We start from the raw sequence: 12922 nt of genomic DNA, 5'->3' as shown, positions 1-12922 counted from the left end.
GGCCCCCCGGGGCGTTCTCGACGACGCTCAGCCCTGCGGCTCGACCGGGCCCCCCGGGTCGGCACCGCCCGCGACGAGGTCGCCGCAGCTCGTCTCCTGGGCCGTCACGACGACCGGGTCGCTCGCCGGGACCCCCTCGGCCACGGTCTCGGTCTGACCGTTCGTGGCCCTGCGGGCGGACTCGTCGAGGTCGACGAGCGTCCGCGCGACGGTGTAGGTCGAGCCGTCGTTCGACATCGCGTTGAGCCCGGCCAGGTGCAGCACGCCGTCGACGGCCGTGCACCCGACTCCTGTACCGAAGCCGCTGAAGCCCTTGTCGAACGTGTACGGCTCGTCCTGCGCGTTCTGCGTGATGTTCACGGCGCAGTTCGCGACCGAGTACAGGAGCACCTCGCGGCCCACGTCGACCAAGCCGATCGGCGCCTCACCGTCGCCTGCCGCGACGAGGTTGACGACCGCGCTCGCCGGGACGGGGCTCGCGGTCGTCACGGGGGCCGAGAACGTGGCCCCGGACGCCGTCGTGATCCCGAAGCGCCGGTCCGCTCCCGTGGTCAACCACGCGGTGTCGGGGCGCCCGTCGAAGTCGACGTCGATGATCTCGTGCGTGCTCGCCCCGTCGGGCGTGCCGCCCTCGGTGGGTGTGCAGCCCGTCGCGGGGGGAGTGGTGACCTCGGTCGTGGGCTCGGGGCTGGGTTCCTCCGACGGGGCCTCGGAGGTCACGCTGCCCGACGGCGTCGCGCCGGGAGAGGCACCGGCGTCGCCCTCCGCGTCACCTCGGGTCGCGAGCCAGACCGTGACGGCCACGATCGCGAGGAGCACCAGTCCTCCGAGCGCCCACCACCAGGCGCGGTTCCCCGAGGGCGTCTCGCCCGGGCCTCCGGGCGGGGGCTCACCCGGGCCGCCGGGGGGCGGCGTGGTCGGTGCGCCGGTCGCGGAGAACGGGTCGGGTGCGTTCGGGATCGGCTCGGCCGGCGGGACGCTGCCCCCGGTGAGACCGCCCGGCGCCGGGAAGCCGGGGCTGATCGGTTCGGTGGGGTCCTGGCTACCTGTGGGGCCTCTTCGCTCCTGGTCGTCGGTCATGTGTCCAGGGAATCATCCCGTGACGAACGGGGCCAACCGGTCAGGTGCCGGCATCCTGTGCGCCGCGCGGCCGAACCCGTGGCCCGGCCGCTCGGCGCGATCCGCAGGATGAGGTGCGGCACGCGTCGAGCGCGGGCCGACCTCAGCGCAGGGCGCGCCCGAGCGCCCGGGCGAGCGCTGCGCCGTCGGGCCCTCCTGCCGTGGGGACGCCGTGCGCGGGGCGCCGGGTACGGCGCGAGCCGGGCGTGCCCGTCCCGCCGCGGCCCGCCGCACCGTTCCTGCCCGACGGCGCGGGCGGCTCGTGCGCGAGCAGCCTCTGGGTGGGGCTGAGCTGCCGGATGCCGATCGCTGCCACGTGCTCAGGGTGCCGGCGCGCCGCGGCAGCGTAGATCTCGGGGTCGTGCTGGCCGTCGTCGCCGAGGAGGAGCCAGCCGACGTCGGGCAGCTCGCGCACGAGCCGGTCGATCGCGTTGCCCTTGTGCTCCTGGCCGCTGCGGAACCAGCCCGTGGCCGTAGGGCCCCAGTCGGTGAGGAGCAGGGTCCCGGGCGGGAAGCCGTTGCGGTCGAGGAAGCGTTCGAGGTTTCCCGCGGTGTTCCACGCCCCGTTCGACAAGTACACGAAGGGTGCCTCCGGATGTACGGAGGCGATGCCGTGGTACAGGTCGGCCATGCCGGGGACGGGGCGCCGCTCGCTCGCGTGCAGCCCGAACGTGTTCCATACCGCGCGCAGCAGGCTCGGGACCATGGTGATCATGACCGTGTCGTCGATGTCGCTGATGACCCCCAGGCGCCGGCCGGGGCCGACCACGAAGACCCGCGACGTCGCGACGGCCCCGGTCGCCGTCGCGAGCTGCACGTCATGCCAGCCGGGCTCGAGCGCGACGTCGAGCATCCCGTCGACGTAGCCGTCCCGGTCGGCCACGAGGTCCACGACGAGACGCTCGTCGACCCCCGAGGCTCCCGTGCGCGTCACGGACGCACGCACCACCTCTCCGGGAGCCGAGACCGTGAGGTAGTTGCGCCACCCGCGCCGGTTCCAGACCAGGTCCGCGCGGCGGTGCGGACGACTCAGCAGCACGCGAGCCAGGACGCGCACCGAGCCCTCGGTGCCGTAGCCGACGTACGGCTCGATCCGCGGGGTCCACCCCCGCGACCGGAGGAATCGCACAGCAGCCGCACGGATCCGGTCCTCGAGACGCGCCGAGAGGTGCAGGTGCTGGACCGGAGGGGTCGGGGACGGCAGGTGCTCCTGGTGCATGAGGTCCGATCGTCGAAGGTGGTGGTCTCCCACCTTGGCACACGGGGGCCCGGTTCATCGGGCGACGCGGGGCGTGATCGTCGAGGGCGAACGACCGCACAGCCGGCAGGTGCCACGGCGTCGGGTCGCGTACGCGGCCGTCGCGACACCGAGCGCGACGCTCCACAGAGGCCAGAGCACGCCAGGACCGAACGCCGCCCAGTTGGCCAGGAGCTCGGGCGTCGACATCTCCAGCAGACCCTTGATCATCGAGAGCCCGGCCGGGAGGATCGCGACCGCGACCACCGAGGCGGGGACGACCGCGAGCGCGACGGGGACCCGTCGCCCGGCCAGGCCCGGGATCCAGCGAGGGAAGACCTCTCCCCACCGTTGCACGAGGCCGAGGGTCAGCACGGCACCGACCACGGCGAACAGCCCGAGACCCACCGCGGGGGCGACCAGCCTGCCGGCGTCCTGCTCGTACATCTCGGGGTCGAGCCCGAGCGGGTACCCCAAGACCCAGATCAGCCGCGTGAGGGCGTACAGGCACGGGATGGTCGCCGCGACGATCGCGGCGGGCAGTCCCCAGGCCACGATGCCCGACGGTGTCGCGGAGGTCTTCCCGGCGGGTGCCGGTGCGTGGTGGTCGGCCGGGGCGTCCAGTCGGCCGCAGACCGCGCACGCCCCGCTGCTGCGCCGGACGAACAGGACGGTCGTGACCGCGAGGAGGACCAGGGCGGCCAGCACGCCGAGCTGGAGCAGGAACGCGGGCGCGACGTACTGGTCGAAGGCACCCGCGAGCTCCGGGTCGAACGGGGCCCGGACGAGCACCACCGGGAGATACCCCATGCGGGCGAGAAGGCTGGTGTCGGCGAACACGACACCGAGGGCCACGACGAGCCCGGAGACCGTCACCGCTGCGGCGCGCACCCGGCGCGTCGCCGGGCGTCCGGCACGCGACGTCATCCAGGCGGCGTGCGCCGCCCCGACCAGTCCCAGGATGGCGAGCACCGCGGTCAGGCTGTCGCTCGGGACGGAGTCGACGATCGTCCCTGCTGCGTCGGGCGTCGAGGCCCCGACGGGCAGGTGACGACCGGTGAGGACGGCCGTGAGGGCCGTGACCGCTCCTGCGAGCCACCACGCGACCGTGAGCCCCGGGACCCACCGCGGCCAGCGCGGGGCGCCCCGCGATGGGGGCGGTGTGCGGTTCGGCTGTGAGCCGGTGTGACCGGGGGCGTTGCGCCCGGGTGGTGCTGACGTCGTGGTCGTGCCGGTCGTGCCGGTCGTGAGGTCGGTGTCGTCCATGGTGTCTCCCGAGGTGACGGCCGCCGGGCGGTCCGGCGCGCTGTCTCTCCAGGCTCCCGGCGCGCGGCCAGGAGGAGATCACCCGCACCGGTGAGCGGGATCCCCCGTACGGGTGAACGATCGGGACGTCGTCGAGGAGTCGTCGGGCGGACGACCCCTCAGCTGGCGGGGTCGTAGTGGAAGGCGCGCACCTCCTGCGCGCACCGGCAGGCGACCGCGAACTTCGCGGCCCACTCCAGCGCCGCCTCGCGCGAGGGCACCTCCAGGAGGGTGAAGCCACCGTCGAGCTGCTTCGTCTGCGGGTACGTGCCCTCGGTCACCGTGCCGTCGCCGTCGACCAGGACGGGGGGAACGCCCTCGTCGATCGCGGCGCCGAACACCCAGACCCCCGCTTGCTTCGCCTCCTCGACCACCGCGCGTGACGCGTCGGAGACCGCCGGCAGCTCGTCGTCGGGAACGACCATCGCAGCGCTCGGGAAGGTGATCAGGTACTTCGTCATGGTGTCGCCTCCTGGATTCGTGTCGTGGGGCTCTGAACCATCCTCGCCGAGGTACGGGTGCTCTGCACAGGGATCTGCGGGCCGCCCTAACCCGTCCTAGGGGCTCGGTCGCACGAAGCCCGACTCGTAGGCCGCGACGACGGCCTGCGTGCGGTCGCGGACGCCGAGCTTGGCGAGCAGGTTGCCCACGTGGGTGCGCACGGTCTCGACCCCCAGGAACAGCTCGCCGGCGATCTCCTGGTTGGACCTCCCGGTCGCCATGAGGCGCAGCACGTCGCCCTCGCGCTCCGTGAGCCGCGCCGAGCGCAGGGCATCGCCCCGCGCCGGGTGAGCGGTCGCGATCCGTCGCACCGCGTCGGGGAAGAGGAGCGACTCCCCGTGGGCCACGACCCGCACGGCCTGGGCCAGGTCCTCGGGGCGGGTCCGCTTGAGGAGGAAGCCGTGCGCCCCCGCGCGTAGCGCGTCGAGCACGTGGTCGTCGTTCTCGAACGTCGTCATGACGAGGACCCTGGGCGCGGGGGCACGGGCCACGATCGCGCGGGTCGCGGCGATCCCGTCGACCCGCGGCATGCGGACGTCGAGCAGCACGACGTCGGGCCGGGTCGCCTCGACGGCACCTGGCACGTCCGCACCGTCCGCAGCCTCCCCGACGACCTCGATGTCGGGCTCGGCATCGAGGATCACGCGCAGGCCCACCCGGACGAGCGGCTCGTCGTCGACGACGAGGACGCGCAGGACCCTCGCGGGTCCGGCCGGCACGTCACCGACCCCCGGCCGCCCGGGCACGTCGGGGTCCGTCTGCCTCACGGGGTCACCTCGTCCGACGCGGCCTCGGGAACGCCGAGAGGCAGGGACGCGCGCACGACCCACGCTCCGCCGTCGGGCCCCGCGAAGAGCGTGCCGCCGAGGGCGGTCACGCGCTCCTGCATGCCCGGCAGCCCGCGGCCCCGTCGCACCGATGCCCCGCCCGGCGGGGGCGACCACGGGTGCCGGACCTCGATCCGGAGGTCGTCCGCGCGGACCACCCGGACGTGGATCGGCGCGCCCGGCGCGTGCCGCAGGGCGTTGGTGAGCGACTCCTGGGCGATCCGGTAGATCTCGCGGGTCACGGTGAGCGGCGCCCGGCCCACCTCGCCCACGAGACGCAGCGTGACGTGGGCTCCCGCGGCGCGCGCGTGGCGGACGAGCATCGCGACGTCGTCGTCGTGCTCGGCGGACGCCTCGCTCCCGGGGTCACGCAGGCGGCGCAGCAGGTCGTCGAGCTCGGCCAGGGCGTGGCGACCCGTCTCCTCGATGGCCTCGAGCGCGCGACGTGAGGCCCGCGGGTCGGTCTCCAGCGTGCGGGTCGCCGCCGCGGCCTGGAGCACGGTGATCGTCAGGGCGTGACCGACGCCGTCGTGCACGTCGCGAGCGAGGCGGTTGCGCGCGGTCAGGCGCGCGGCCTGCGCCTCGAGCTCGGCGATCCGCTCGCTCTGGTCGGGGCCCAGCAGCAGGGGTGCCGCGGACCGCAGCACCGCGCGCGCCCCGACGACCGCGTACGGCAGGGCGAGGAGCACGAGCAGCGCGAGCGCGATGCGCGCCGCCTCGCCCTCCAGCACCCCCGGTAGCCACCCGGGGTCGACGAACGGCGCGCCGAGCACCGAGAGCACGAGGTCGAGCACGAGCGGGACCACGGCCAGCAGCACGACGACCGCGACGAGACCGAGCAGCAGGTGGAGCGCGAACCAGGCCGCACCGCGCCACCTGGCTGCCGGGCCGGGGCGGCCCGACGGGACCGGGACGTCGACGTCGAGCAGGGTGCGTACCGCGAGGACCTCGACCGCACGGACCGGGGCGAGGAAAGGGGGCACGGCGGCAAGGGTGGTCGCGACGATCGCGAGCACGACAGTCGTGGGGGTCGCGGTGCGTGGCTCGGCGAACATCTGCACGAACCCCGCGCCGAGCAGCCCGTACGCTCCGGCGACCACGCCGCCCACGACCAGGAAGACCCCTGCCCGGACCGTCGCGCCGGAGGTCAGGGGCGCGACCAGAGCGCGCGGCGAGAAGCGCGGCCGCGGCGCGGGGCGCGCTCGATCGGGGGACGAGCCGGACATCTCGCCATCATGTCAGGCGGGCGTGCTCGGCGCGCTGGGACGCCGGCGCGGGTGCTGCGGGGCCGGCGGCCGGACCGCTCTCAGCACTCGTTCAGCCGGACCGCCTTCAGCACTCGATCACACGGACCGCTTTCAGCACTCGATGACACGGACCGCTTTCAGCACTCGATGACACGGACCGCTTTCAGCACTCGATGACGTTGACCGCGAGGCCACCCGTCGACGTCTCCTTGTACTTGGTCGACATGTCGAGCCCCGTCTGGCGCATGGTCTCGATGACCGTGTCGAGCGAGACGACGTGCGCGCCGTCTCCCTGGAGGGCCAACTTGGCGGCCGAGACCGCGGTGCAGGCCGCGATCGCGTTGCGCTCGATGCACGGGACCTGGACGAGTCCGCCGACCGGGTCGCACGTGAGACCGAGGTTGTGCTCCATCGCGATCTCCGCGGCGTTCTCCACCTGCGCCGGGGTGCCACCGAGCACCGCACAGAAGGCGCCCGCTGCCATGGAGCAGGCCGAGCCGACCTCGCCCTGGCAGCCGGCCTCCGCCCCCGAGATCGAGGCGTTGCGCTTGTAGAGCGCGCCGATCGCGCCTGCCGTGAGCAGGAACGTGCGCATGGCCTGGCGTGTGGCGTCCTCGTCGGCGGCGAGGTCCGGGTGGATCCGCAGGAAGTGGCGGCCGACGGCGGGCAGGATGCCCGCGGCCCCGTTGGTGGGGGCCGTGACGACGCGGCGGGCGTCTGCGTTCTCCTCGTTGACGGCCATCGCGTAGGCCTGGAGCCACTCGATCGAGTGGTCGTTGTGTGCGGCCGCCCCGCTCGCGACTTCAGCAGCCTCCAGCTTCTCGCGCTGCGCCCGGGCCCGACGGCGGACCTTGAGTCTCCCCGGAAGCATCCCTCGGCGGTCCAGCCCCGCGTCGACGCACTCGCTCATGGTCCGCCAGATCCGGTCGAGCCCCGCGCCGACCTCGGACGCCGGGCGCAGCGAGACCTCGTTCTCCCACGCCGTCTCGGCGATCGACCGACCCTCGAGCGTGCAGGACGCCAGGAGCTCGGCCGCGTTGGCGAACGGGTGCGGGACGTCCGAGGGCTCGGTGGCCGGGTCGATCGGTGCGCCTGCGAGCTCGGCGGCGTGCTGGGCCTCCTCGTTCGCGGCGGCGGCCTCGAGCTCTTGCTCGGTGAGGACGAACCCGCCACCGACCGAGTAGTAGACCTGCTCGGCCACGACGTCGCCGCTCGCGTCGAGGGCGGTGAACCGCATCCCGTTCGGGTGCCCCGGGAGCCGGGTGAGCGGGGCCAGGCGGACGTCGGCGCTCGACATGGTCACGGCTCGGTGGTCGAGGATGCGCACCTCGTGGCCGTCGCCCAGGCGCTCCCAGCTCCCGGGGACCTCGTCGGGGTCGCACGTCTCCGGGTCGAGGCCTCGGAGCCCAGCGACCACGGCGTCCGGGGTCCCGTGCCCGATCCCCGTCGCGCCGAGCGACCCGCACAGCACGACCTTGACCGTGGCGACCTGGTCCAGCACGGCGCGTTGCTCGAGCGAGCGCGCGAACGTGGTGCCGGCCCGCATGGGGCCGACGGTGTGCGAGCTCGAGGGCCCGATGCCGACCGAGAAGAGGTCGAGGACGCTGACGTACGAGGACATGGTCCTCATGATCGCACCTCATCTCACGGAGTGGAACTCTTCTGCTATAGCAAGTGGCCCGGAGCCGTGCTCAGCGCGAGGTCACGACCGGGCACGTGGCGAGGTGGTCGTCGACGAGCCCGCACGCCTGCATGGCCGCGTAGGCGGTCGTGGGGCCGATGAACTTGAAGCCCTCCTTCTTGAGCGCCTTGGCCAGGGCGACCGACTCAGGGGTGCTGGCCGCGAGGTCCGCGAACGTCGCGGGGCGAGGGCGGTCGGGGGGAGTGCCGCCCTCGGGTGCGCGTGAGCCGCCCGGTGCGAACGACCAGACCAGGTCGTCGAGCGTCCGGCCTTGCTCGTGCAGCGCGAGCAGGGCGCGGGCGTTGGAGATGGTCGCCTCGATCTTCATCCGGTTGCGGATGATCGACGCGTCCTGGAGCAGCCGCTCGACGTCCTCCTCGGTGAAGCGCGCGACGACCTCGGGGTCGAAGCCCGCGAAGGCCGCGCGGAACGCCGGGCGCTTGCGCAGGACGGTGATCCAGGCGAGTCCCGACTGGAAGGCCTCGAGGGCCAACCGCTCGAACAGTGCCTCGTCCCCGTGGACCGGGATGCCCCACTCGGTGTCGTGGTACTCCTCGTACAGCGGGTCGCCGTCGCCGAAGCAGCGGGCACCCCGCGCGGGGCTGGGGGCGTCGACGGGTGCGGCGAGCGGAGCGGGCGAGGTGGCTTCGGGGGACGTGGCCTCGGTCGTGGTCATGGGCCCACTCTTGCGCACGGCACCCACGCGCGGCGCGGGAGGGGCGTGGTCCTGTGGAGCGCGCACCGGCCGGCGGCCCTGTGTACGGCTCCTGTCCACAGGGCCTGTGGATCAGCTGTCTGCGACCGGGGGGAGCTGCTGCTCGGCGATCGCCCGCAGCGCCTGGAGGTGGCTGGTCAGCGCGGCGCGACCCGCAGGTGTGAGGGACGCCCAGGTCCGTGGTCGACGGCCGACACGGTCCTTGCTGATCTCGACGTAGCCGGCCTCCTCGAGCACCGTGAGCTGCTTGGAGAGGGTCGAGTCGGACACCTCGATCGTGTCGCGCAGGGACTTGAAGTCGGCCTTCTCGACCCCGGCGAGCGCCGCGACGACCGAGAGGCGGACGGGGGAGTGGATGACGTCGTCGAGCCGGTGACGGGGGTGGGCCTCGGTCATGCTGCCTGCTCCTCGCGGCGCGGCCAGAGGGCGACGACGACCATCGGGACGGCCGAGACCAGCGCTGCGGGCAGCCAGTAGGCGAGGTTGCCCGCCTGCCCGGGCAGGCCGATGACGAGGGTCGCGCCGTAGACCACGGCCCATGCCGCCGGGGCGACCGCGAGGCGCCGGCGCGACCCCTGTGCAAGGAAGCCCTGGCGCGATGCCCAGGTCACGCCGATCGTGACCAGCGCTGCCCAGGCTGCCATGCCGACGAAGAACCCGACTCGTCCGCCCATGCCGATCGCGAGCACGAGGCCGATGCTGCCGAGCCCCCAGCCCAGGAGGTATGTCCTGACCCAGCGGGCCCCGCGGAGCCTGGTCGTGCGGGTGCTTGACTCCGCGAGGGCCAGCACCGCGGCGGCCTCCTGAGGAGTCGGGGCGGTGGAGGGGATTGCGTCGCTGTTCATGCACTGATCCAAGCATCTACTTTCCCACTTGGCAAGTACCTGCCTGACGAGCATGTTGTTGCATATCGATCTGGGCGGCGACGCAGAGCGAGGGCGGCGGGAGCCGCGTCCAGGTCATGGACACGGCCCCGCCACCCTCGAGATGCGCGGCGTCACCGTCGACTGTGAAGGCGCCGCGCGGGATCGCGCTGGTCAGCCGGTGCTCAGATGGTGAGCCGGCGGCGCAGTCCCAGTCCGACGCCGAACACCCCGGCGAGCAGGCCACCGCCCACGACGGCCGAGGCGCCCAGCGACAGCTTGCCCGCAGGGCTGTTCTCGACGTCCGACTTCATCTTGGCCGTGCCGTCCGAGAGCTCGACGGTCCCGTCGGCGAGCGTTCCGGCGCCCTCCGCGAGGGTCGAGCTGCCCTCGGCGAGGTCGCCCGCACCGTCGGCCAGCGTCGCGGTCCCGGCGTGCAGCGTGCCCGCACCCTCGGCGAGCGCGGCGTTGCCCGCGGCGAGCGTCGTGGCACCGGTCGACAGCGTCGTGATGCCGGTGTGCAGCGAGAGCGAGCCGTCCTCGAGCTTCGTCGTGCCCGCGAACAGGTCCCGGGCGCCCGTGGCGAGCTTGGTGTTGCCTGCGGCGAGCTCCTGGGCACCGGCCGAGAGCTTCTGCGACCCCGTCGCCGCGTCGGTCGCGCCGACGGAGACCTCGGCGGCACCGGGTGCGAGGACGCCGAGCCCGGTGCTGATCTCGGTCGCGCCTCCCGCGGCCTTGACGACGCCCGGGGCGAGGACGCCGAGCCCGGTGCTGATCTCGGTCGCGCCGTTCGCGGCCGAGCGGAGGCCGGGGGCGAGGACGCCGAGCCCGGTGCTGATCTCGGTCGCGCCGTTCGCGGCCGAGCGGAGGCCGGGGGCGAGGACGCCGAGCCCGGCTTCGATGTCGGCCGCTCCTCCTGCTGCCTGGACGATCCCCGGGGCGAGGTCGTCGAGTCCAGCCTTGATCTTCGTCGCGCCGGCTGCTGCGTCCTGGGCGCCGGTGGACAGCTCGCCCAGCTTGGTGTTGAGGGTGGAGGCGCCCGTCGCCGCGGACTGGGCCCCGGAAGCGACCTGCTGTGAGCCTGCCTGGACCCGTGCAGCACCGCTCGAGAGCTCGCCCAGACCGGTGGAGAGCGCTGCGGTACCGTCGGCGACCTGCTTCGCTCCGCTCCTCAGCGTCTGGGCCCCTTCATCGAGCCTGGCAGTCCCGGACTGGAGGTCGGCGGCCCCTGCGTCGAGCGCCCGGGCGCTGTTCACGAGCCCCTTCTCGGCCGTGAAGCCACCGTAGAGCCGAGCGGTCCCGGCTGCGACCTCTGCTGCCCCGCCCTCGACCGACGCCGCTCCCGTGGAGAGGCCACCGGCGGCGCCGGCAAGTCGATCGAGCTCGGCCTTGAGGGGCGAGTCGGACGGCACAGAAGCAGCCAGTGCGGCGATGTCGCCAGCGAGGTCGGCGGCTCCAGCCTCGACCGAGGCGGCCCCAGCGGCGACGCCGGCCGAGCCGTCCCTCAGTGTCTTCGCAGATCCAGCGGCCGACTCCAGCCCTGCGGACAGAGCGCTCGCGCCGCCGTGAAGCCGCGAGGCGCCATCCGCGAGCGAGCCGGAGCCGGTGGCCAGGGCGTCCGCGCCGTCGGAGACGCTTCGCGCTCCGGTGACGAGAGCGCCGCTGCTCGACGCTGCGGCGGCAGCTCCGGTCGAGAGGCTGGACGCTCCTCGTGCGAGGTCTGCTGCACCAGGGGCCAGCTCACTCGTCAGCTTGCCGCTGAGCTCTCCCGAGCCGGAGTGGAGCAGTGCGGCGCCGGGCGCGAGCCGGGTGGTGAGGCTGTTGCTGAGCTCTCCCGAGCCGGCGTGAAGCAGTGCGGCGCCGGGCGCGAGTCGAGTGGTGAGGCCTGTGCTGAGGTCGGTCGACCCGGCGTACAGCTGGTCGGCGCCGGGGGCGAGCCGGGTGGTGAGGCCTGTGCTGAGGTCGGTCGACCCGGCGTACAGCTGGTCGGCGCCGGGGGCGAGCCGGGTGGTGAGGCCTGTGCTGAGGTCGGTCGACCCGGCGTACAGCCGAGCAGCGCCGGGAGCGAGCTGGGTGGTGAGGCCTGTGCTGAGTTCTCCGGAACCGGCGTACAGCCGAGCAGCGCCGTCCGCCACCTTGGCGGCTCCCGGGGCGAGCCGCCCGGTGAGGCCAGCATCGAGCTCCTTGGCCCCGGCGGCGAGCTTGTTCGCCCCCGTGGACGCGTCGGCCGCGCCTGGGGCGAGCTTCGCCGCTCCGGCGTTGAGCTCGTCGGCTCCGGCAGCGAGCTGCGCGGCGCCGTCGAGCGCGGTGACACCGCCGGCAGCGAGCTGCTCGGCGCCGCTCGACGCCTGGGTCGCGCCCGCAGAGAGGGTCTTCGCCCCGTCCTCCAGGGCCTTCGACCCGTCGGCGACCTTGCCTGCGCCGTCCTCGGCGCGGGTCGCGCCGTCGGCCAGCTCGGCTGCGCCCGCTTCGAGACGGGAGGCTCCGTCGTCGAGGCGCGTGGCGCCGTCGGCCACCTTGCCGTTGAAGAGGAGGAGATAGCCGACGAGCACGACGACGACGAGTGCCAACGCCACCAGGGCGCCGATGGTCAGGGCTGAGTGCGCGCGCGAAGGGCGCGGGAGTGCGTGGGTTGTCATGTGCGAGGGTCCTCTCGTGGCCGGCCTCGTTGCCGGTCTGATCGCGGAGCGCCCATCACCTTGGTGCGACTCCGGGTATCAGGTAAATCACCGTCGACGCTAGCAACGGCCGAGAGGGAGAGGGAAGCAAGTATCTGATACTCCGAAAATCACAAGTTGGTAAAGGTCACGCTGGTTCGGCGAGCGCTTCCTCGAACGCGCTCAGCAGCGTCGGGCCGAACAGGACGAACCGCACGTCCTCGATGCCCTGGTCGTCCTCGGCTCCCCACGTGCGCACCGCGTGCACCGCAACGCGAGCCACCTCGTGCGCGTCCCACCCGTAGACGCCTGCGCTCACGGCCGGGAACGCGACCGAGCGGGCGCCGAGCCCCGCGGCCACGTCGAGGGACGTGGTGAAGCACGAGGCGAGGAGGGCCGGATCGGTCTGGCCCCGGTGCCGGTCCGGGCCGACCGTGTGGATGACCCACCGTGCCGGCAGGTCGAAGCCCGGCGTCGCGACCGCCTCGCCCACGGGCAGGCCGTCGGGCAGGGACGTGCGCCGCAGCTCGCGGCACGCGGCGAGCAACCGTGGACCTGCCGCGGCGTGGATCGCCCCGTCGACCCCACCACCCCCGAGCAGCGACGAGTTCGCGGCGTTGACGATCGCGTCGACGTCGACCGTCGTGATGTCTCCGAGCTCGGCGGTGAGGCGCATGCCCCCATGCTCGCGCACGTCGTGCGCGTCCGCCCTGGCCTGGGGACGCAGAAGGGGGGGGGGCGGGCGGGCGGGGGGGGGGGGGGGGCGGGGG

General features: G+C 73.8%; 12 protein-coding genes. All 12 read right to left on the bottom strand.

The window, feature by feature from the left end:
- Positions 1–27 precede the first annotated feature (27 nt).
- The 12 genes from H9641_RS19400 to H9641_RS19345 all read right to left on the bottom strand — a co-directional run bounded on the left by H9641_RS19400 (position 28) and on the right by H9641_RS19345 (position 12828).
- Positions 28–1080, bottom strand: coding sequence for a hypothetical protein (locus H9641_RS19400; RefSeq protein ID WP_191806052.1), 1053 nt, complete (start codon positions 1078–1080; stop codon positions 28–30).
- Between the two features lie 142 nt (positions 1081–1222).
- Positions 1223–2338, bottom strand: coding sequence for an App1 family protein (locus H9641_RS19395; RefSeq protein ID WP_225220744.1), 1116 nt, complete (start codon positions 2336–2338; stop codon positions 1223–1225).
- A 54-nt stretch (positions 2339–2392) separates the two neighbouring features.
- The gene (locus H9641_RS19390; protein ID WP_191806051.1) at positions 2393–3622 is read right to left on the bottom strand and encodes a hypothetical protein; all 1230 of its coding nucleotides are present in this window, start codon (positions 3620–3622) and stop codon (positions 2393–2395) included.
- 158 nt (positions 3623–3780) lie between these two features.
- Positions 3781–4122 carry a YciI family protein gene (locus H9641_RS19385; protein WP_191806050.1) on the bottom strand — a complete coding sequence of 114 codons (342 nt, stop codon included), beginning with the start codon at positions 4120–4122 and terminating at the stop codon, positions 3781–3783.
- Positions 4123–4218: 96 nt separating this feature from the next.
- Positions 4219–4881 (bottom strand): response regulator, encoded by a 663-nt coding sequence (locus H9641_RS19380; protein WP_068627566.1) that lies wholly within the window; start codon positions 4879–4881, stop codon positions 4219–4221.
- A 44-nt stretch (positions 4882–4925) separates the two neighbouring features.
- Positions 4926–6215, bottom strand: a complete 1290-nt coding sequence (locus H9641_RS19375) for a sensor histidine kinase (protein ID WP_068709395.1) — start codon at positions 6213–6215, stop codon at positions 4926–4928.
- A 184-nt stretch (positions 6216–6399) separates the two neighbouring features.
- Positions 6400–7857 carry an L-serine ammonia-lyase gene (locus H9641_RS19370; protein WP_191806049.1) on the bottom strand — a complete coding sequence of 486 codons (1458 nt, stop codon included), beginning with the start codon at positions 7855–7857 and terminating at the stop codon, positions 6400–6402.
- A 70-nt stretch (positions 7858–7927) separates the two neighbouring features.
- Positions 7928–8593, bottom strand: a complete 666-nt coding sequence (locus H9641_RS19365) for a DNA-3-methyladenine glycosylase I (RefSeq protein ID WP_191806048.1) — start codon at positions 8591–8593, stop codon at positions 7928–7930.
- 111 nt (positions 8594–8704) lie between these two features.
- Complete coding sequence (locus H9641_RS19360; protein ID WP_191806047.1) at positions 8705–9028, bottom strand: winged helix-turn-helix domain-containing protein; 324 nt, start codon at positions 9026–9028, stop codon at positions 8705–8707.
- Positions 9025–9477: a hypothetical protein gene (locus H9641_RS19355; RefSeq protein ID WP_191806046.1), complete on the bottom strand. Its 453-nt coding sequence runs from the start codon at positions 9475–9477 to the stop codon at positions 9025–9027. Before H9641_RS19355 ends, H9641_RS19360 begins: the two co-directional genes overlap by 4 nt.
- A gap of 203 nt (positions 9478–9680) precedes the next feature.
- Positions 9681–12134, bottom strand: a complete 2454-nt coding sequence (locus H9641_RS19350; RefSeq protein WP_191806045.1) for a YhgE/Pip domain-containing protein — start codon at positions 12132–12134, stop codon at positions 9681–9683.
- Between the two features lie 166 nt (positions 12135–12300).
- On the bottom strand, positions 12301–12828 hold the full coding sequence (locus H9641_RS19345) for an O-acetyl-ADP-ribose deacetylase (RefSeq protein WP_191806044.1): 528 nt from the start codon (positions 12826–12828) through the stop codon (positions 12301–12303).
- Between the last annotated feature and the right edge of the window lie 94 nt (positions 12829–12922).

The sequence above is a fragment of the Oerskovia merdavium genome (genome assembly GCF_014836755.1).
Classification (GTDB): Bacteria; Actinomycetota; Actinomycetes; order Actinomycetales; family Cellulomonadaceae; genus Oerskovia; species Oerskovia merdavium.
The sequence above is the reverse complement of the archived record's forward strand: the minus strand, read 5'-3'. Positions and strand labels throughout refer to the sequence as shown.

Bases quoted from the DNA above. Each gene is read 5' to 3' on its own strand.
- H9641_RS19400 (WP_191806052.1), bottom strand. From the start codon at position 1,080: ATGACCGACGACCAGGAGCGAAGAGGCCCCACAGGTAGCCAGGACCCC.
- H9641_RS19395 (WP_225220744.1), bottom strand. From the start codon at position 2,338: ATGCACCAGGAGCACCTGCCGTCCCCGACCCCTCCGGTCCAGCACCTG.
- H9641_RS19390 (WP_191806051.1), bottom strand. From the start codon at position 3,622: ATGGACGACACCGACCTCACGACCGGCACGACCGGCACGACCACGACG.
- H9641_RS19385 (WP_191806050.1), bottom strand. From the start codon at position 4,122: ATGACGAAGTACCTGATCACCTTCCCGAGCGCTGCGATGGTCGTTCCC.
- H9641_RS19375 (WP_068709395.1), bottom strand. From the start codon at position 6,215: ATGTCCGGCTCGTCCCCCGATCGAGCGCGCCCCGCGCCGCGGCCGCGC.
- H9641_RS19370 (WP_191806049.1), bottom strand. From the start codon at position 7,857: ATGTCCTCGTACGTCAGCGTCCTCGACCTCTTCTCGGTCGGCATCGGG.
- H9641_RS19365 (WP_191806048.1), bottom strand. From the start codon at position 8,593: ATGACCACGACCGAGGCCACGTCCCCCGAAGCCACCTCGCCCGCTCCG.
- H9641_RS19360 (WP_191806047.1), bottom strand. From the start codon at position 9,028: ATGACCGAGGCCCACCCCCGTCACCGGCTCGACGACGTCATCCACTCC.
- H9641_RS19355 (WP_191806046.1), bottom strand. From the start codon at position 9,477: ATGAACAGCGACGCAATCCCCTCCACCGCCCCGACTCCTCAGGAGGCC.
- H9641_RS19350 (WP_191806045.1), bottom strand. From the start codon at position 12,134: ATGACAACCCACGCACTCCCGCGCCCTTCGCGCGCGCACTCAGCCCTG.
- H9641_RS19345 (WP_191806044.1), bottom strand. From the start codon at position 12,828: ATGCGCCTCACCGCCGAGCTCGGAGACATCACGACGGTCGACGTCGAC.